Here is a 19,539-nt window from a genome sequence, read left to right as displayed (position 1 = left end):
ATGCAACGCTTTGGAAAAATCTTCGGCGGCACCAAGCCGGTCATCGCCATGGTGCATCTGGGTGCGCTGCCCGGCACGCCGCTTTATGATGCGGCGGGTGGAGTAGATGCCATCATCGAAGGCGCGCGCAAGGACCTGCGCGCCTTACAGGCAGCAGGCGTGGATGCCGTGATGTTCGGCAATGAAAATGACCGGCCTTATGAATTCGAAGTGGACACAGCCTCCACCGCCACCATGGCGCATGTGATCGGCGTGCTGAAATCCGAAATCAAAGTGCCCTTCGGTGTGAATGTGCTGTGGGATGGCATGGCCAGTGTGGCGCTGGCGGCGGCCACGGGTGCGGCTTTCGTGCGCGAAATCTATACCGGGCTTTATGCCTCGGACATGGGCTTGTGGCAGACCAATGCGGGCAAGGCGATGCGCTACCGCTCGCGATTGCAGCGCGATGATCTGGCTATGTTGTTCAATGTGTCGGCAGAATTTGCGGCGTCACTCGATGCGCGCAGCCTGCCGGACCGGGCGCGCAGTGCGGTGTTTTCCTCGATCCCCGATGCCATTCTGGTTTCCGGTGCGATCACTGGTGAAGCGCCGGCCATGTCTGATCTGGGCTCGGTGAAGCGCGTGTTGCCAGATACTCCGGTGCTGGCCAATACAGGCGTGAAAGCTGAAACCGTGGGTGAGGTGTTGAAGCTGGCCGATGGTTGCATCGTCGGCTCATCGTTGAAAGTTGATGGCAATACCTGGAACGCGGTGGATGGTGACCGTGCCGCGCGCTTCATGGCGGAAGCCCGCAAGGCGAGGGGGCACTAATGGCGCTGGCCAAGCGACTGACCGACCTCACTGTTGACCTGATGATGATCCCCGGCCTCTCCGGTTATGAAACGCGGGTGCGCAAGCGCCTTGCGGCTGAACTGAAAGTGCTGGGGCTGGACAGCCATTCGGATCGCACCGGTAATTTGATCTGCACGCTGAAGGGCGACGACAAGCGGCCTTCGGTGATGCTGTTCGCGCATATGGACCAGTTGGGGTTCGTGGTGCGCAAGATTGAAGCCAATGGGCTGATCCGGCTGGAGCGTCTCGGTGGCGTGCCCGAGCGGGCGCTGGCGGCGCAGGAAGTTTTAATCTGCGTGGGCGAGGGACGCGATGTGCCGGGCGTCATCGCCAACAAGAGCCATCACGCCACGACGCCCGATGAAAAATACAAAGTGCTGCCCTATGCCGAGCTTTATGTGGATGCAGGCTTTGGTTCTGCCGCTGCCGTGCGGGCGGCGGGCGTGGATGTCGGCTCGCCGGTTGTCTATGCGCCGCGTGCGTTTGAAATGGGCGATGGCAGATTATGCGGCACCAGCATTGATGATCGTGGCGCTTGCGCCGTGATGGTCGAAGTGGCGCGCGCGCTGCAATCAGTGGCGGCCAAACCGACGATCCATCTGGTGTTTTCGGTGCAGGAGGAATTCAACCTGCGTGGTGCTGTGACGGCAGCGCAAGTGTTGCGGCCTGATATCGCTATCCAGCTTGATCTCGTCCTTGCCACTGATACGCCTGACATGACGGCGCGCGGTGATGTGGCTCTGGGCGGCGGCCCGGCGATGAGCCTGTTCAGCTTTCATGGGCGAGGCACATTGAATGGCACCATTCCACATCCCGCACTCGTGAAGCTGTTTGATGGCACGGCTGCCAAAGCGAAGATCAACCTGCAGCGCAGCGCGCATATCGGTGCGCTGACGGATTCATCTTACGTGCAGCTGGTCGGGCAGGGCGTGGCTTCGATCGATATCGGCTTTCCCTGCCGCTATACGCATTCCGCGCTGGAAGTTTGCGCCATTGATGATCTGGTGAAATTGACCGAGCTGCTTAACGCGGCGATGCCCGCCATCGGTGCAGATTTCAGCTTGAACCGGGACGACTATCCGCAATGAGCCTCTATCTCGGCATCGATATCGGCACCTTTGAATCAAAGGGTGTGCTGGTCGATGGCTCGGGTGAGATCGTGGCGACGGCGGCGCATCAACACAAGATGCTGGTGCCGCAACCAGGCTGGGCCGAGCATGATGCTGAAGCTGACTGGTGGGGTGATTTCAAGCGCCTGACGCAAAGCCTGCTGGCGCAATCCAATGCCGATCCGAAAAGCATCAAGGCCATCGGCGCATCGGCCATCGGGCCCTGCATGCTGCCGGTGGACAAGGCCGGCAACCCGCTGATGAATGGCGTGCTCTATGGCGTGGATACACGCGCGGCGGAGGAAATCCGCGCGCTCACCGCTGAATATGGTGAGGCCGTGCTGCTGTCGGAAACCGGCAATGCGCTCACCAGCCAATCGGTGGGGCCCAAAATCCAATGGCTGAAGAACAAGCGGCCAGAGCTTTATGCCAAGGCCGACAAGTTCATCACTTCCACCACCTTTATCGTACACCGGCTTACGGGTAAGCATGTGATTGATCACTATTCCGCCGGATCGTGGCAGCCGCTTTACAGCCCGGCTGAAGAGAAATGGAGCCCGCGCTTTGCCAAAGGCATTTGCAGTCAGGACAAGCTCGCGGACGTGATGTGGACCACCGAGATTGCGGGCGAAGTCACAGCAAAGGCTGCGGCGGAAACCGGATTGGCCGCCGGAACGCCTGTCATCGCCGGCACCATTGATGCCGCAGCCGAAGCAGTGAGCGTGGGCGTGCTGGCACCCGGCCAGATGATGTTGATGTACGGCTCTACCATTTTCATTATTCTGGTCACCGCTGCACGCGGGCAGGATGCGCGGCTGTGGTATGCGCCCTGGCTGTTTCCGGGCCAGCATGCGTCGATGTCGGGCCTCGCCACCAGCGGCACGCTTACACATTGGTTCCGCGACCAGTTCAGCCATGAGTTTACAGACGCCAAGCAGGGTGCCATTGCGCTGGCGCAGGAAGCAGCTCTGTCGCCGCCCGGTGCCAAGGGACTTGTCGCGCTGCCTTACTTCTCTGGCGAACGCACGCCCATCCATGATCCTGATGCCAAGGGCATGATCTTCGGGCTGAACCTCACGCATACGCGCGGCGATGTATATCGTTCGCTGCTCGAAGGTATCGGCCACGGCACGCGGCATGTAATGGAGACCTATGCCAATGCCGGCCAGCAGGTGTCGCATATCGAAGCGGTGGGCGGCGGCACCAATAATGATGTGTGGCTGCAGGCCACATCCGATATTGGGGGCTTTGCCCAGGCGGTGCGTGCCAAGACGATGGGCGCGTCTTACGGTGATGCCTTCCTCGCCGCACTTGGTGTGGGCGCGGTGAAGGCTTCGGACATCAATGAATGGAACAAGGCGGCGCGTAATGTTGCGCCGAACCCGGCCGTCAAACCGCTTTATGATCGGCAGCATGCCACCTTCCGCGCGCTCTATGAGCGCAACCGGGACTTGATGCGCAGTGTGTGATCAGCCATTCGCGTTGCAGCATTTTTGAGCAGCAAAAACTGGTATGATCACGTTTGACGAAACGCTTCAAAGGTGTAACGTATCCACTGACTTTGAAGCCGAGAGAGGATGCAAAATTTCTCCGGGCACAGTCATTGGGAGAGAAAAATGAAAGTTCAAGAATACAATCTGATCATGAATCGCCGCGAATTGCTGGGCACAGCAGCGGCGGCCGGTGCGGTTGCCGTGACCGGTGCAGCCACCACCACCCCTGCAGCGGCAGCCGATGATCTGCGCGCTGCCATCCTGAAAATTCCGGGCGTTGGCAAAGGCCAGCCTACGGATGCCGATTGGCAAAAGGTTGGTGAAATGTGCCTTGGGCCGACGAAGGAAATGTTCAAGCAGGGCGAATTTGCCGGCGTGGAACTTTCCTTCATGGGTCTCAACAACCAGAACGTCCACAACGTGCTGTTCCGCGGTCTCTCGAAGGCCTGGGCTGACTACACCGGTGTGAAGATCAACTGGATCGATCTTGCCCAGGCCGACTACAATGCCCGCCTGCAGCAATCGATCGCCACCAAGACCGTCGATTTCGACGTGATCGAAATGGGCGCTCCGTTTGAAGGTGACGTGTGCGGCAAGGGCCTTGCCTCGGTCATGCCGGATTGGGTGAAGAAGCAGCTCGATATGGATGACATCGTGAACTATCTCAAGCCGCCGGTCGGCACCTGGGATGGCAAGCAATACCGCGTGACGGTGGACGGTGACTGCCACAATTTCAATTATCGTTCCGATGTGTTCGCCGACAAGGGCCTGGCTGATGAATGGGCCAAGGCCGGCAACAAGGAACCATGGGGCGTGCCGAAGACCTGGCAGCAGGTCAATGCCGCCACCAAGTTCCTCAAGGGCAAGAAGATCGGCGGCCAGGATGCCTATGGCTATCTCGACCCGTGCAAGGGCTGGGGCGGCTTCGGCTTCTACTTCCTCGAGTCGCGCGCCACCGCCTATGCCAAGCATCCAGACGACAAGGCCTGGCTGTTCGATGCCGACACGATGAAGCCGCGCGTCAACAACCCGGCCTTCGTGCGCGCCATTCAGGACGTGGTGGATTGCCTGCCTTCGGAACCGGCTGACCAGCTCAATGCTGATCCGGGCACGACGGGCTTCCAGCAATTCCTCGCCGGCACCGGTTCGATGCTGTCGTGGTGGGGTGACATTGGTTCGAACGTCAACACCAATGACTCGTCGGTCATCCAGGGCAAGACCGCATTCGACATCCTGCCGGGTTCGGATGACGTCTATAACGCCAAGACGGGCAAGTGGGACAAGCTGGCCTCGGGCCCGAACTATTCTCCCAACCTGGCCTATCTCGGCTGGGGCGTTTATGTGATGGCGCGTGTCGATGCCGATGAGAAGAAGCATAAGGCGGCCTGGTCGCTGGCTGCCCATCTCGGCGGCAAGGACATCGCGCTGTGGATGGCAGCCTATCCTTCGGGCTTCCAGTGCTACCGCAACAGCCAGCACAATGTGGATGAATGGGTGAATGCCGGTTACGACAAGGCCTTCATCTCGAACTATCTCGACTCGCAGTTCAACTCCTACAACCACCCGAACGGTGCTGTTGAGCCGCGCATTCCCGGCATCTTCCAGTATTACAGCACGGCCGAGGACATCCTCGCCCAGATCTATGCTGGCAAGGTGAAGGTGCAGGAAGGTGCTGACCAGATCGCCGCTGCCTGGGAAAAGATCACGGACCAGCTGGGCCGTGACAGCCAGATCAAGCTCTATAAAGCTTCTCTGGGCTTGTAATCGACACGCCCCTTCGCTCATAGTGAGCGGAGGGGCATTTTTGTTTCGATGAGCAACGACATCACTTCAGGCCGCGATGCAGTCATCGCATCCGTCTCTGCCAGCCGCCAAGCCCTCGGGACCTGGGCGATGCGGGTAGGGACATTTGTGTTCTTCGTTGCCGTGGCGCTGCAGACTTTGTTTGCCGCCGGCCTTACCAGTTTTGGTTTTGAGACCTGGTTTCCGATTTTCGTCGGTTTCGGGTTGTGGAGCGTGCTGCTCTGCGCCGGGAATATCCTGCGCTACGGCGAGGTGGGCTGGCGCGCGCTGTTTGTCTTGCCGGCGGTGTTTTTCACCGTGGCGATGGTGATCTTCCCGACATTCTTCGGACTCTATATTGCCTTCAGTGACTGGAACTTGGCGTCGGCCAGCGGCCAGCATTTCAACGGGCTTACCAATTTTTACCAAATGATCGGCGATGAGCGCGTGTGGAACGCGCTATTCAACATGATCTTCTATGTGGGCACTGTGCTGGTGCAATATGTCATCGCCTTTGGCCTGGCACTGCTGCTGAATGCCGACATCAAGGGCCAGCGGTTTTTCCGCGTGGCCTTCCTTCTGCCCTTCATGCTTTCGCCTGTGGCGGTGAGCTGGATGATCGGCAAGTCGATGCTGGAATTCCGCTTCGGGCCGGTCACCAATTTCCTGCGGCATCTGGGCTGGGAAAATCCCTCGTTGCTCACCACGCCGTGGCTGGCCAAAGCCACGCTGGCGGCGATGGATGCCTGGGTGTGGATTCCCTTCATGATGATCCTGATCCTCGCTGGCCTGCAGGCGCTGTCGAAAGAAGTGCAGGAGGCGGCGAAGGTGGATGGGGCTGGCGCATGGTCGGGCTTCTGGGAGATCACTTTCCCGCTGATGCTGCCGGTGAGTGTCACCACGATCATCCTGCGCATCATTTTCCAGCTGAAGCTGGCAGACATTGTGATCAACACCACATCCGGCGGGCCGGGTGGTGCGACTGATACTGTGTCCAGCTTCATCTTCCGCGAATATAAGGACCGGTCGAATGTAGGTTACGGCACGATGGTGGCCGAAGCCTATCTGATCTTCATCATCATTTTCATCATGCTTCTGTTGAAGCTGGCCTCGCGCTACATGCAGCGGCAGGAATAGGCGATGCCATCAGCCCTCAAGAAAGCGCTCATCTACGCCGCCCTTCTGGTCTGGACGCTGATTGCCTTGTTCCCGATCTATTGGACCTTCAGCACCACGTTCAAAGTGGCCAAGGATGTGCAACTAGGCAATATCGTGCCTTACTGGCAGTTCACGCCGAGTTGGCTGGGCTTGCGCGCCATCGGGCTTTCGCCGGATACGATCTTCACTGACTCCACGCCGCGCACGGAATTCCTGCTGCGCTTTAAGAATTCGATCCTCGCATCTTTCGGCGGTTCAGCACTGGCGCTGATCATTGGCAGCATGGCGGCTTACGGCCTGTCGCGCTTCCAGTACAAATGGATGATCTGGAAGAACCAGGACATTTCCTTCTTCTTCCTGTCGCAGCTGATCCTGCCACCGGTGGTGTTGGCGATGCCTTTCCTCGTGCTCTACAAGGAACTGGCGCTGCTGGATTCGCTGTTCGGTCTCATCCTGATTTACGCACTCACCGTGCTGCCCATCGTGATCTGGATCATGCGCGACCAGTTTGACTCTATTCCACTGGAGCTGGAGCAGGCCGCACTCGTTGATGGCTGTTCCACTTGGGGTGCCTTCCTCAAGATCATTGTGCCGATCGCACTTCCCGGCATGGTGGCGGCCTTCATCCTGGCGGTGATCCTGTGCTGGAATGAATACTTCTTTGCAGCACTGCTCACCTCCACCCATGCCAAGACATTGCCTGTGATGGTCGCCAGCCAGACGGGCTCGCAAGGCATTTCCTGGTGGTCGATGGCGGCGATTTCATCGGCAGCCATTCTGCCGCTGATCATCATCGGCATTTTCCTTGAGCGCTACATCATCAAGGGCCTCACCGCAGGTGCGGTAAAATAACCGGAGTTTTCTCGTGAGCAATATTGAAATCAAGGTGCCGAAGATTGTCATCGGCGGAAATGTCTTTGGCTGGAGCATTGACGAGGCCACGTCCTTCGCCATTCTTGATGCCGCAGTGGCAGGCGGGCTCAACACGTTTGATACGGCTGATATCTATTCGTACTGGGGCTCCGGCAACAAAGGCGGCGAGTCTGAAACTATAATCGGCAAATGGCTCAAGAAGACGGGCAAGCGCAATGAGGTGGTCATTCACACCAAGGGCGGCGCTCCGGGCGCTCCGGGCGAATTCGCCAATGGCAACGCCACTGCGGCCTATCTGACCAAAGCGGTTGAAGCTTCACTCAAGCGGCTGCAGATCGAGGCGATTGATCTTTACTATGTGCACTACGATGACAACGTCACGCCGCCAGAGGAAACGCTGACAGCGTTCCAGAAACTGATCGCCCAGGGAAAGATCAAGGCCATTGCGGCTTCGAATTATTCGGCCGAGCGGCTGGCGCAAATGCAGGATACGGCCGCGGCCAAGGGTTTGCCGGCGTTCTCCGGGCTGCAGACGCTTTATAATCTTTATGAGCGGGAGCCGTTTGAATCAGAGCTTCTGCCGTTGTGCCAGAAACGCGACATCAAGGTGCTGACTTATTTCTCACTCGCGCATGGTTTCCTCAGCGGCAAATACCGCTCGGCAGCGGATTCTTCCAAGAGTGCGGCGCGTGGTGGTGGCATGGCCAATTATCTCACGCCGCGCGGCTTCCGGATTTTGGATGCGCTGGCTGTTGTGGCCGAAGCGCACAAAGCGACGAGCGCGCAAGTGGCTTTGGCCTGGCTGGTCACGCGGCCCACGGTTGCCGCCGCCATTGCAAGTGCGACCAACCAGAACCAGCTCAGTGATCTCGTGGCGGCCGCGAAATTGAAACTGACGTCGGATGAGTTGGCAGCACTCGATAAGGCTTCGCGTCCTCGCGACTGAGCTTACGGCCAACGGCTTTTCAGGAAGGCAATCGCGCCAGCGGGGATCGCCTGTTTCTTAGTGAAGAAACCACGCCAGGCATTCGTGCTGGGGTGATCCTTGATCGTGTAGCGCGCCGCTGATTTGAAATTCGGCAGCTCCTCCCAAGTGATCGGCACTGCCACACTGGCGGTGGCGCGAGCCCGCAGTGACCAGGGCACAATCGCCGTTGCTGTCATCTTGTTGCGCAGCCAATCGACATAGATCTTGCCGCTGCGTTGCGCTTTTGAAGCGGTGGCGATGAAATGCTTGGGGTCCTGCTCGGCGAGGCCACGGGCGATGCCCTTGGTGAAAGTGCCAATCATGTCCCAGTCCTGCGTGCCATCGAGAGGTGCAATGATATGCACGCCTTTGCCGCCGCTCAGCAGCGGCCAGCTGGCAAGGCCAATCTCCTTCAGCATATCGCGCAATTGCAAGGCGGCGCGTTTCACTTCGGCAAAATCCACATTCTCGTCTGGGTCAAGATCGAAGACTACGCGGTCCGGCTTGTCGAGATGCGGAAGATGCGATCCCCAGCCGTGGAATTCCACGATGCCGAATTGTGCACAGCTGCGCAGGCCGGATTTGTCGGCGATGGCGAGGAAGTCATCATGCTTGCCTTCCGGGTCCGGCACGCGCTCGATGCCGGCGCGCATGCCGTTCAGTGCGTGGCGCTGAAAGAAGGTTTCCTTGGCGATGGATTCGGGTGCGCGCACGAAGCTCACCGGGCGGCCTGCCAGATGCGGCAGGACGAGCTCGGCCACTTCATCATAATAATCGGCGATCTGCTGCTTGGTGATCTTGGCATCGGGAAACACCACGCGGTCACCATGGGTGATCACCAAAGGCGTGGAGGATTTGGAAACGGCTTTCGGTTTCTTCGGTGGTTCAGCTTTCATCACCGGGGCTTTCGTTTCAGGCATTGCGCGCAAAGCCAGATAGCGAGGATGGCGCAATTGATGGTCCGGCGTCCAGCCCGCCATGGCGACTTCAACGCGCAATTCCGGTTGAACCCATTTGGTGCCGCGCGGTGCAAGCTGTGCGTTCCGCAAGGATGGCGGCGGGCCTTTGCGTTCCAAGCCCTTCAGTATTTCAAGAAGGCGCTTCTGTTCCACCACGCTGAAACCGGTTCCGATGCGGCCAGAATAGTCCAATGCCTTCTTGTTCTCCACTGCAGACACCAAAGCCCCAAAGGCCCGGCCTTTGGTCGAAGGCGTGTAACCAACCACCACCACATCTTCGCGCGTACCATGCTTGGCCTTCACCCAACTATCACCGCGCCCGGAAATATATTTTGAATCGAGGCGCTTGGAGACGATGCCTTCGGTCTCGTCCTTCAGGCTTTTGGCGAAACGCTTGGCGCCATCACCCAGAGTGAAGGGCGAGAGATGCAAGTATTTATCCTTCGCGGGCAACAGCTTTTCCAGCACCAGCTTGCGGGCGCTCAGTTTCTCACGGCGCAAATCTGCGCCGTCGTAAAACAGCGCATCGAAGGCCATGTATTCAATCTGCGCTGGAGACTCTTTCAGTGCTGCAACAAATTGTCCAAAGTCACTGACCTTGCTCTTGTTGAACACAACCGCCTCGCCATCGATGATGGCTGAAACCGCCTTCAGCTTGGCAGCGGATTTTGTGATGGAGGGAAATTTCTCCGTCCAGTCCAAACCCTCGCGGCTATAGAGGCGGATCGTGTCGCCATTCTTCACGATCTGGATGCGGTAGCCATCGTACTTGTCTTCATGCAGCCAGGCCGCACCATCGGGCGGCGCGTCCACCAGCTTGCACAGCATCGGCTTCACAAAGGCCGCACGCTCCTTGCTGGCACCTTTGGTCGGCGTGGTCTTCCAGACTTGCGTGCCGCCCGCGATCTCATCGCGGTTGCGGCCAGTCTTTACACTGGTGAGGTGTTCGCCGGGAAGATTACTGCTGCCCACCGCATATTCATCGCGCTCCTTGATCAGCAGCCAATTGTCATGCGACTTGTCGCGCGTATGCATGCGCACAAGTGCGTAGCCGCCCTTCATGCGCTCGCCGTGAAATTCGATTTTCAGCTTACCCCCGCGCAACGCTTCATCGAGATCATCGACCAGCGGGGTGTAATCGCCCCGGTCCCACACCATCACGGTGCCACCACCATATTGGCCCTTGGGGATCGTGCCTTCAAAATCCGAATAGGAAACAGGGTGGTCTTCCACCTTCACCGCCAGGCGTTTGTCGGCCGGGTTGGCGCTGGGGCCGCGTGTCACCGCCCAGCTCACCATCACGCCATTCATCTCAAGGCGTAGATCAAAATGCTCCCGTGTAGCCCAGTGGCGTTGCACGACAAAGCTGCGGCCTTTTTGTTTTTTGTGCGCGGGCTTGGGCTCGGAGGTGGCAGAGAAATTCCGCTTCCGGCCATATTCCGCCAGCATGCCGCCGCGCATCACGACGCCTTGGCGCGTTTCTTGGCTGCAGTTTTTGCGGGTGCCGCCGCTTTCTTCTTCTCGCCTTTGCCGACGGAATTGCGCAGGGCCTCCATGAAGTCGATCACGGGGGCGGATTTTTCTTCATTGTCATCCACCTTCACCTTGCCATGCTTCAGCTTGGCATTGACCAGTTCGCGCAAAGCGGCCGCATAATGGTTCTTGAATTTGGAAGGATCAAAATTAGTCGTGCGTTTGGCGATCAGATCGCGCGCCATTTCGGTGAGTTCGGGTTTCAGTTTGGATTTGCCTATGCCGGCGAACACGTCATCGGCTTCCTTGATCTCACTTTCATAGCGCAACGTTTCCAGCAGCAGGCCCGCACCGCTGGCTTTCAATGAAATCAGGTTTTCCTTACCGCGCAAAGTGAGCTGGCCAATGCCAGCCTTGCCTTCGTCGCGCAGCGCATCGCGGATCACGCGGAAGCCTTCTTCGGCCACATCGCCATCTGGCAGAAGATAATACGGCCGGTCGAAATAAAGCGGATCAATGGCGCAAACATCGACAAATTCAGTGAGCTCAATCGTGTGGCGGGTTTCAAGTTTCAGCGAATCAATCTCGTCATCTTCCAGCAACACATAATTGCCAGGCTCGACTTCAAAACCCTTGACGATGTTTTCATTGGCCACTTCGCCGACGCCCGGTGCGGTCTTTACATATTTGATGCGTTTCTTGCTGTCGCGGTCGATCTGGTGGAAGTGAATTTCAGCATCGGTCTTGGTGGCGGTCACCATTTGCACCGGGATGGTCACCAATGCCAAACGCAAATGGCCTTTCCAGAATGTCCTGCCTGGCATGACGCCCTCACTCACTTGATTGTCCTGTGGGACAACAGCGGGGTGCGGCATTTGTTCCGCCGGAACAAGCGGCTCATGCCTGCGTTGTGATCGAAACACAGGAGTGAAAAATCGTGTCCACCATTCTGATCATCATTGTTGTTCTGGCTCTGCTCGGTGCCTTGCCTACATGGGGTTACAGCCGCGACTGGGGCTACCGTCCATCCGGCGGCGTAGGTCTCATCCTTGTCATTCTGGTGGTCTTGCTGCTCATGGGACGCATCTAATCGACAGAGAGCGGCCCCGATGAAACCGGGGCCGCCGTTCTTCATCGCTTGTCAGAACCTTGCTGCCGGTCGGTGCCGGAATGGCCACCTTGTTGGCCGCCACCATCACGATGCACGCCGCCTTGCTGGCCATCGCCTTGATGCTTCTGCTCTTGCTGTTTGGTGAATTCGCCTTGGTCGTTGCGGCGAACGCCTTCATCCTTTTTTCCGGCGCTTGAATGCTGTTGATTTGGCATTGTGGACTCCTGATTGGGGTTGGTGATGCAAGCGCGGTGTTGCTGCTTGCCTGGGTGAACGACCCCAACGCGCCCTCAGTTCCGAAATAAATCATGAATTCGAGAAGCGCCTGATGGCGCAACAAAAAGGGGATGGAGCTTTCGCCGCATCCCCTGTGTGGTTGCTATCGTTGATCAGTTATTGCCACAGGCGCCAGTTGATCGCGCCCTTTTCCTTGCGTGGCTCACCGTCAGACAGCACGTTGCCATCTTCATATGAGTCGCTGCCGGCAGCTGCATAATCCACCCGGTCTTCGGCAATTTCTGAGAGCTTCTTATCAGCGGCCTTTTCCTGATCCAGGATGGACTGCAGGATGTTCGAGGCCTTGTCATAGCCCAGCACCTCGGCAAAAGTGCGCAGGCTGCCATAGCGGGTGATTTCATAGTGCTCCGCCGCCTGGCCGGAGAAAATGATCGCTGCATCAGCGGCAGAAGTCTTGCCGAAATCCTTCAGGATTTCTTCGGCTTCCGCTACGATGCCATCAATGGCGTCGCATTTCACGGCCTTGGGTGCCATGTCGAGCAATGCAAACACTTGCTCCACTTTCGTGACATGCCCTTCGGTTTCCTTCAGATGGCTGGTGAGAGCGTCGATCAAATCCTGCGACTTTGCCGCCTTGATCATTTTGGGCAGCGCCTTGGTCAACTTCTTTTCGGCGTAATAGATATCCTTGATGCCGTGCAGGAAAAGATCGGCAAGACCTTTGTCCTTGCCTGATGAAGTTTTCTTCGCGGCACCTGCCGCTTTGGTGGAGTGTGTGGATGTTGAGGGCATGGGATGTTTCTCCTGGAAAGTGACGGTTGATGATTTGAAAAGACCATGCTTGCCGTGTCCGCATTGGTCATGGACTCGCAACTCGCTCGCCTTGCAATTGTTCCGGAGGTCACGGGCTGCATGGCGACGAGAGGAACTTCATCTGCGATGTCGCGTTGATTTTTCGAACTGGTTTTTGAAAGGGTGAGCGACATGCTGAATGAGCTGAAAACGAGACCCACACAAAGTGACGGCTCGGAAGATGGCCTCCATTCTACAAGCCAAACCAACCGGGTGCGGCAAGGTGTGACCGGTCATAATGTGCGTTACGTCCTCGGTTTCAGCTTGCTGGCTGTCGTGGTGGCCATGGTTGTCGTGGGTATCTATGTAGCTTGGGCATAGGCGCATTTCACCGCAGAAATGGTCCATCTTTTAAAAAAAGCTATATATTACATGATTTTATGATGTATTTTGAAGTCTGAGTGACGGATATTCTGCGGCTTATGCTGCTCAGTCACCCTTGCCCACTAATGTCGCAGCACTCCAATCCGACTTGACTCCTCGGGAATGAAATAATATCCGAGCTTTATTGTCGGCTTTGCGGGTGTTGCGATGTTCATAGCTTTCCTGATCATGTTGCGTGAGGGTTTTGAAGCCTCACTGATCGTTGGCATCCTATCCAGTTATCTGGTGCAGACGGGCCGCCGCTCCGCACTTCCCTCGGTCATGGCCGGTGTGGCTGCCGCCATCGCGGTTAGCGTAATCATCGGTGTGCTCATCACCATAACTGGCAGCGAATTTCCACAGGCCGAACAGGAATTGTTCGAATCAGCAGTGGGCCTGTTTGCGGTGTTCATGCTGATCTCCATGGTCTTCTGGATGCGCAAAGTGGGCCGCACCATCAAGAAAGAGCTGCATGACAAAGTGGATGCAGCGCTGCAGAAGTCCACTTCCAACTGGAGCTGGCCGCTCGCTGGCACGGCTTTCCTCGTGACCGGCCGCGAAGGATTGGAATCGGTGGTGTTCATGATCGCCATTATCCAGCAAGCATCAGACTGGACGGTTTTTGCCGGGGCTGCCTTGGGCCTGCTGAGTGCTGCTGTACTTGGCTATGCGGTGTTCAAGGGTGGCATGAAACTCAATATGCGTGCCTTCTTCCGCTGGACCGGCGTTTTCATCATCCTCGTGGCGGGCGGCATTCTGGCCAATGTGCTGGTTCACCTGCATGAAGCCGGGATCTGGAACCTATTCCAGGAAACTGCCTTCGATCTTTCCAATGTGCTGCCGTCTGACAGTCTTATCGGTGTCTTGCTGGGTGGCTTCTTCGGTTACCGCGATGCGCCGAAGGTGGGCGAGCTCGGCATCTATTTGCTGTTCACCATTCCAGCACTGATCCTGTTCCTCATGCCGCAGTCCCCGGCGCCTGCGCCCAAGCCTGTTTCATAAATTCATTCAAGGGAAAGTCACCGTCATGAATCGCCACCTGTTTGCCGTGTCTGCTGCGGCCCTCCTCACCGCCGCAGCTTTCATTGCCGAAGTGCGCGCTGAAGATGCGCCCGCGCAGCAGACCATCACGGTGACCGACAAGGGCTGCGAACCCTACGATGTCTCGATCAAGGAAGGCGAAGAAATCTTCACCATCGTCAATGGCAGCAAGAAAGCGCTGGAATGGGAAATTCTTGACGGCGTGAAAGTTGTGTTCGAGCGCGAGAACATTCTCCCCGGCTTCAAGCTGGATTTGAAGCCCAAGCTCAAGGCCGGCACCTACGACATGACATGCGGTCTTCTCTCCAACCCAAAGGGCAAGCTGACCGTCACGGCCGGCACTGCCGCGCCGACAGTCGCCGTTGATCCTGAAATCACCAAGGCCGTGGAAGCCTATCGTGCCTATGCCCAGGGCGAAGCGGACATTCTGGTGAAAAACGTCACCGCTTTCACCGCTGCCATCAAGGGCGGCAAGCTGGAAGAAGCCCAGAAGCTGTTTGGCCCGGTGCGCGTGAATTACGAACGCATCGAACCGGTGGCCGAATTGTTCGGCGATCTCGATCCGGCCATCGACGCGCGCGCCGATGATTTTGAAAAGAAGGAACAGGACCCGACCTGGACCGGCTTCCACCGGATTGAGTTCAGCCTGTTCAGCGAAAAGAAGACTGATGGACTTTCCGATCTGGCCGACAAGCTGCTGGTCGATGTGACCGAGCTGCAGTCGCGCATCGCCGTCATGGACATTCTGCCCGCCACCATGGTGGCCGGTGCCGGTGCCCTGATTGAGGAAGTGTTCAAGTCCAAGATTTCCGGTGAAGAAGACCGTTACAGCGGCACTGATCTCTATGACTTCCAGGCCAATGTGGATGGCTCGAAGAAGATCATGGAACTGATCAAGGCGCCGCTGGAAAAGAAGGACAAGGCTTTGCTTGACGCGACCAGCGCCAACTTTACCAAGGTTGATGCCATTCTTGCCAAGTACAAGGAAGGCGAAGGCTACAAGTCCTACTCCGCCCTGACTGAGGATGATCGCAACGCTCTGAAGGGTGCCCTGACGCCGCTGGCTGAAGACCTGGCCAAGCTGACGGGCGCGCTGGGACTATAATTGAAAAGCTTCGGCACATCACGCCGCCGCCTGCTGCAAGCCGCAACCGCGAGCCTTGCAGCGGTCGCGGGCAGTGCTGTGGCAAACGCACAAACGCCTGATCCCGCCGCGGGTCCCGGCGGTCTTGAAGAGGTGCATGATTGCTTCGGCACTTATCAGGCCGGCATCGTCACGCCGCAGCAGCCTTATGGTGTGCTGGTGGCTTTCAATTGCGTGGCCGAAAACCGGGCCGGGCTTGAGCGCCTGTTCCGCCTGCTCACCACCGAGATCACCACGCTGACCAAGGGCGGCCCGGTGCCGGAAGTGGATGCGAAATTCCCGCCGCCTGACTCAGGCATGCTGGGCAAGACCATGTATCCTGATGGGCTGACCATCACGGTGTCAGTCGGCGCCAGCCTCTTTAATGACCGCTACGGCCTCGCCAATGTCAAGCCCGCCAAGCTGATCCCGATGGAACGTTTCCCGAATGACTCGCCCGATGCGAGCATTTGCCATGGCGATATCTTGCTGCAGTTCTGCGCCAATAGGCAGGAAACGGCGCTGCATGCGCTGCGCGCCATTATCAAGAACACGCCAGATCTTTTGGCTGCGCGCTGGAAGCTGGAAGGCCACCTCGCGCCAAAGGACAAGCGCGCCGTGGGCGAAGAAACCCCGCGCAATCATCTGGGCTTCAAGGATGGTACGGCCAATCCGCCCCACGGTGATGCGAGCCTGATGACCCAGCTGGTCTGGACCAAGGGCGGCCAAAATGGTGAGCCGCAATGGACCGAAGGCGGCAGCTATCAGGTGGTGCGCATCATCCGCAATTTCGTCGAGCGCTGGGACCGCACCGCGCTGAATGAACAAGAACGCATTATCGGCCGGCATAAATATTCCGGAGCACCGCTCGGCAAGACCGGCGAAATGGATGAGCCGGATTTCGTGGCTACGCCCGACAAATCCGCAATCGCGGCGGATGCCCATATCCGCCTCGCCAATCCGCGCGACGCCAAGGCGATGGCGACCCGCATCCTCCGGCGGGGTTACAACTACTCGACAGGCCTCAGCAAATCCGGCCAGATGGATATGGGTTTGCTGTTTGTTTGCTATCAATCAGACCTCGACCAGGGTTTCCGCGCCATTCAGCAGCGCCTCAATGGCGAGGCGCTCGAGGAATATATTAAGCCGGTCGGTGGCGGATATTTCTTTGCCCTTCCGGGGGTTGCCAATAGTGACAGCTTCCTGGGCGAAGCGTTGCTGCAGGCTTAGGCGTGCCAAAAAGCGGTTAACGAAAGCCTTCATCTGCCTCTCAACTTTCAATTGCTATTGAGCTTTTCCATTGCGGCGAAGGTAACCGCAAAAATCGAAGAGACGTGCAATTTGACTGCATATCTGCCAAGGTCATAGCTTCAACTTCTGGTATTTAAATCCACATTGCCTGTCAAAGGTTTCACTGAGGAAGGAGGAGCTATGCAAGTTACCACTGTAAGTCACACGCCCACTATTACTCAGATTCGTCAGGGCCTTGGTGAGTCAGCCCGGAGGAGTGCTGAAAAGCAGGTGCCGCCGGCAGAGTTCAAACCACGCGCCCAGGTGAATACCGACGTGCTTGCGATTGGAAACGGAACAGGTTCGGAAGACCTTCGTGCTGCCCAGGCCGATTGGCAACGCATTCAGTCCACAAAAGCAGTCAATGACCAACGGGCTGAAACCGAGCTTGCCGCCCAACAGCAGGAAACCGCGATGGCCGATGATCTGCGGATGATCGAACGTGCCGCTGGTTCGGGCAATGTCATCGAAGTGCTGGCCGCGCAGCAGCGCCTGGCCAAGCATGTGATGCAGGGCTAGGCCACTTCTTCACGGCTTGACAAGATCATGGCCTCAGCCCATTTCCGGGCGATGGCGAAGCCTGAACTCAAGATCCTGCTTGCAGCGCCGCGCGGCTTTTGCGCCGGTGTCGTGCGGGCCATTGATATTGTGGAACGCGCGCTCGAAATCTATGGCGCGCCCGTCTATGTGCGCCACGAAATCGTTCACAACAAATTCGTCGTTGATGATCTGAAATCCAAGGGCGCCATTTTCGTCGATGAGCTGGATGAGATTCCGCCCGGCGACCATCCGGTGATTTTCTCGGCCCATGGCGTGCCCAAGGCCGTTCCTGCCGAAGCCCAGCGCCGTGCCATGTTCCAGATCGATGCGACCTGCCCGCTGGTCACCAAGGTGCACATGGAAGCCCAGCGGCATTTTGAGCAGGGGTTGGAAATCATCCTCATCGGCCACAAGGGCCATCCGGAAGTGATCGGCACGATGGGGCAATTGCCGCCTGGTGCGGTGAGCCTGATTGAAACGGTTGAAGACGCTGAGGCTGTGCCAGTGCGCGATCCATCAAAGCTGGCCTTCGTCACGCAGACCACGCTTTCGGTGGATGATACGCGCGATGTGATCGTGGCTTTGCAGAAACGCTTCCCGGCCATCAAGGGGCCGACGCGCGAAGACATTTGTTACGCCACGACCAACCGGCAAGAAGCGGTGAAGAGTATCGCGGCCGGCATTGACGCGCTGGTGGTGGTGGGGGCGCCGAATTCATCCAATTCCAAGCGCCTGGTTGAAGTGGGCGTGAAAAGCGGTTGCCCGATTGGGCTGCTGGTGCAGCGCGCCACCGATCTTGATTGGGCGCAGCTGCAGGGCCTGAAAGTAATGGGGCTTTCCGCCGGCGCTTCCGCACCGGAAGTGCTGGTCAATGAAATCATTGATGCCTTCCGCGCGCATTATGAAGTGACGGTCGAGAAAGTCGTGCTGCGCGAGGAGAATGTGTCCTTCAAGCTGCCGCGCGAACTCAGGCCCGCTGCCGCTCCTGCCGCATGACAAAAGACGTTGTTGTTGTTCACACCGATGGCGCCTGCTCCGGCAATCCTGGCCCCGGTGGCTGGGGTGCTATTCTTGATTACAACGGCACCCGCAAGGAGCTTTCCGGCGGCGAGGCGCAGACCACCAATAACCGGATGGAGCTGACGGCGGCGATCGAGGCGCTGAAGGCACTGACGCGCCCGGTGAAGGCCGAGATGCATGTCGATTCGCAATATGTGAAGGACGGCATCACCAAATGGATTCATGGCTGGAAGCGCAATGGCTGGAAAACTGCCGATAAGAAGCCGGTGAAGAATGCCGAGTTGTGGCAGGCGCTGGATGAAGCCATCCAGAAGCACCAGATTTCATGGCATTGGGTGAAGGGTCACGCCGGCCATGATGACAATGAACGCGCCGACGAACTGGCACGCCAGGGCATGGCGCCGTTCAAGAAGTGAAGTCGCAGGCGGCCTCTGTGGGCTTCGGCTTGGATTCCTTGCTGGCCGTCTGATCATCCGGCAGCGGCACGCCATCCACTGAAATGCGGAAGACAAAATTCTGGCCCCCGGCACCGCCAGATACGGAAACCTGGTTTTGCGGGGCGGGCGCTGGCGAGCAAGTCAAAGTCTCCGCCTCCGCCATTGTGGCGAAACAGGCAAACCCCGCGATGACGCAAACTCTCAACACAGCCAAACTCCCGAATGGGAGCCTAGATGCGGGCGGGCCCGAGAGTCTTGGGTGTTAAGGAGTTATGCCTAACGGCCGCGGGACCATTCCGTCATCCCCGCGAAGGCGGGGATCCCGCTTCTTCTCGCGCGTTCAGACGAAGAAGCGGGGCCCCGGCCTTCGCCGGGGTGACGGACGTAAAAAGGGAGTTAGTTACAGCTGCTCGAGAATCGTCTCAGCGCCCGAAACATTCACGCCGGATTTTTCCTCGACATTCAGATGCGTGACCACGCCCTTGTCGACGATCATCGAATAGCGTTTCGAGCGCAGGCCCATGGCGCCCATCACGGCATCAAGGCCCACGGCCTTAGCAAAGTCAGCCGTGCCATCGGCCAGCATAACGATCTTGCCGTCAGCACCGGAAGCCTTGCTCCAGGCCTTCATCACATGCACGTCATTGACCGAGACGCAGGCGATGGTATCTACGCCCTTGGCCTTGATCGCCGCTTCATTGTCCACAAAGCCCGGCATGTGGTTCATCGAGCAGGTGGGGGTAAAGGCGCCGGGCACGGCGAACAGCACGACCTTCTTGCCGGCGAACACATCGTCACTGGTCAGCTTCATCTGGCCTTCGGCATTGAAGCTGAGGAACTCTGCTGCTGGAATCTTGTCGCCGATCTTGATCATGGGTCT

The 19,539-nt window shown here is 57.9% G+C and carries 20 protein-coding genes; 14 read left to right on the top strand and 6 right to left on the bottom strand.

The window, feature by feature from the left end:
* The 7 genes from F8B91_RS13815 to F8B91_RS13785 all read left to right on the top strand — a co-directional run bounded on the left by F8B91_RS13815 (window position 1) and on the right by F8B91_RS13785 (window position 8,192).
* Window positions 1-810, top strand: a complete 810-nt coding sequence (locus tag F8B91_RS13815) for a BtpA/SgcQ family protein (protein WP_196504434.1) — start codon at window positions 1-3, stop codon at window positions 808-810.
* The gene (locus F8B91_RS13810) at window positions 810-1,919 is read left to right on the top strand and encodes a M42 family metallopeptidase (protein WP_196504433.1); all 1,110 of its coding nucleotides are present in this window, start codon (window positions 810-812) and stop codon (window positions 1,917-1,919) included. The genes F8B91_RS13815 and F8B91_RS13810 overlap by 1 nt, the downstream gene beginning before the upstream one ends.
* On the top strand, window positions 1,916-3,409 hold the full coding sequence (locus F8B91_RS13805) for an FGGY-family carbohydrate kinase (RefSeq protein ID WP_196504432.1): 1,494 nt from the start codon (window positions 1,916-1,918) through the stop codon (window positions 3,407-3,409). The genes F8B91_RS13810 and F8B91_RS13805 overlap by 4 nt, the downstream gene beginning before the upstream one ends.
* Window positions 3,410-3,556: 147 nt before the next feature.
* On the top strand, window positions 3,557-5,197 hold the full coding sequence (locus F8B91_RS13800; RefSeq protein ID WP_196504431.1) for an extracellular solute-binding protein: 1,641 nt from the start codon (window positions 3,557-3,559) through the stop codon (window positions 5,195-5,197).
* 48 nt (window positions 5,198-5,245) lie between these two features.
* The gene (locus tag F8B91_RS13795) at window positions 5,246-6,352 is read left to right on the top strand and encodes a carbohydrate ABC transporter permease (RefSeq protein ID WP_196504430.1); all 1,107 of its coding nucleotides are present in this window, start codon (window positions 5,246-5,248) and stop codon (window positions 6,350-6,352) included.
* 3 nt (window positions 6,353-6,355) lie between these two features.
* Entirely contained in the window at window positions 6,356-7,225 is an 870-nt protein-coding gene (locus tag F8B91_RS13790) for a carbohydrate ABC transporter permease (protein ID WP_196504429.1), read from the top strand.
* A 13-nt stretch (window positions 7,226-7,238) separates the two neighbouring features.
* Window positions 7,239-8,192, top strand: a complete 954-nt coding sequence (locus tag F8B91_RS13785) for an aldo/keto reductase (protein WP_196504428.1) — start codon at window positions 7,239-7,241, stop codon at window positions 8,190-8,192.
* Window positions 8,193-8,194: 2 nt separating this feature from the next.
* Here F8B91_RS13785 and ligD read toward each other — a convergent pair whose 3' ends face one another.
* Together ligD and F8B91_RS13775 are read right to left on the bottom strand one after the other, a co-directional pair.
* Window positions 8,195-10,633 (bottom strand): DNA ligase D, encoded by a 2,439-nt coding sequence (ligD, locus tag F8B91_RS13780; RefSeq protein WP_196504427.1) that lies wholly within the window; start codon window positions 10,631-10,633, stop codon window positions 8,195-8,197.
* Window positions 10,633-11,469 (bottom strand): Ku protein, encoded by an 837-nt coding sequence (locus tag F8B91_RS13775; protein WP_196504426.1) that lies wholly within the window; start codon window positions 11,467-11,469, stop codon window positions 10,633-10,635. The genes ligD and F8B91_RS13775 overlap by 1 nt, the downstream gene beginning before the upstream one ends.
* Window positions 11,470-11,579: 110 nt before the next feature.
* On the opposite strand from F8B91_RS13775, the gene F8B91_RS13770 reads away from it, so the two are divergent.
* Complete coding sequence (locus tag F8B91_RS13770; RefSeq protein WP_196504987.1) at window positions 11,580-11,735, top strand: DUF3309 family protein; 156 nt, start codon at window positions 11,580-11,582, stop codon at window positions 11,733-11,735.
* A gap of 41 nt (window positions 11,736-11,776) precedes the next feature.
* On the opposite strand, the gene F8B91_RS13765 is transcribed toward F8B91_RS13770, so the two are convergent.
* Together F8B91_RS13765 and F8B91_RS13760 are read right to left on the bottom strand one after the other, a co-directional pair.
* Complete coding sequence (locus F8B91_RS13765; RefSeq protein WP_196504425.1) at window positions 11,777-11,971, bottom strand: hypothetical protein; 195 nt, start codon at window positions 11,969-11,971, stop codon at window positions 11,777-11,779.
* A gap of 178 nt (window positions 11,972-12,149) precedes the next feature.
* Entirely contained in the window at window positions 12,150-12,785 is a 636-nt protein-coding gene (locus F8B91_RS13760; protein ID WP_196504424.1) for a ferritin-like domain-containing protein, read from the bottom strand.
* Window positions 12,786-13,376: 591 nt separating this feature from the next.
* Here F8B91_RS13760 and efeU point away from each other — a divergent pair.
* From efeU to rnhA, 6 genes are all read left to right on the top strand, one after another.
* Window positions 13,377-14,210 carry an iron uptake transporter permease EfeU gene (gene efeU / locus F8B91_RS13755; RefSeq protein ID WP_196504423.1) on the top strand — a complete coding sequence of 278 codons (834 nt, stop codon included), beginning with the start codon at window positions 13,377-13,379 and terminating at the stop codon, window positions 14,208-14,210.
* Between the two features lie 25 nt (window positions 14,211-14,235).
* Complete coding sequence (gene efeO / locus F8B91_RS13750) at window positions 14,236-15,354, top strand: iron uptake system protein EfeO (protein WP_196504422.1); 1,119 nt, start codon at window positions 14,236-14,238, stop codon at window positions 15,352-15,354.
* The gene (efeB, locus tag F8B91_RS13745) at window positions 15,355-16,602 is read left to right on the top strand and encodes an iron uptake transporter deferrochelatase/peroxidase subunit (protein WP_196504421.1); all 1,248 of its coding nucleotides are present in this window, start codon (window positions 15,355-15,357) and stop codon (window positions 16,600-16,602) included.
* Between the two features lie 201 nt (window positions 16,603-16,803).
* Entirely contained in the window at window positions 16,804-17,181 is a 378-nt protein-coding gene (locus tag F8B91_RS13740; protein WP_196504420.1) for a hypothetical protein, read from the top strand.
* Window positions 17,182-17,208: 27 nt separating this feature from the next.
* Entirely contained in the window at window positions 17,209-18,198 is a 990-nt protein-coding gene (ispH, locus tag F8B91_RS13735; RefSeq protein ID WP_246715263.1) for a 4-hydroxy-3-methylbut-2-enyl diphosphate reductase, read from the top strand.
* Complete coding sequence (gene rnhA / locus F8B91_RS13730; protein ID WP_196504419.1) at window positions 18,195-18,638, top strand: ribonuclease HI; 444 nt, start codon at window positions 18,195-18,197, stop codon at window positions 18,636-18,638. The genes ispH and rnhA overlap by 4 nt, the downstream gene beginning before the upstream one ends.
* Here rnhA and F8B91_RS13725 read toward each other — a convergent pair.
* A complete protein-coding gene (locus tag F8B91_RS13725; protein WP_196504418.1) occupies window positions 18,628-18,867 on the bottom strand; it encodes a hypothetical protein in 240 nt (79 codons plus the stop codon). The genes rnhA and F8B91_RS13725 overlap by 11 nt on opposite strands.
* 192 nt (window positions 18,868-19,059) lie before the next feature.
* Window positions 19,060-19,533, bottom strand: a complete 474-nt coding sequence (locus tag F8B91_RS13720; RefSeq protein WP_196504417.1) for a peroxiredoxin — start codon at window positions 19,531-19,533, stop codon at window positions 19,060-19,062.
* Window positions 19,534-19,539 lie beyond the last annotated feature (6 nt).

This window comes from Aestuariivirga litoralis, from assembly GCF_015714715.1.
GTDB classification, from domain to species: domain Bacteria; phylum Pseudomonadota; class Alphaproteobacteria; order Rhizobiales; family Aestuariivirgaceae; genus Aestuariivirga; species Aestuariivirga litoralis_A.
Note: the sequence above shows the minus strand (reverse complement) of the source record. Positions and strands in the feature narration are given on the sequence as shown.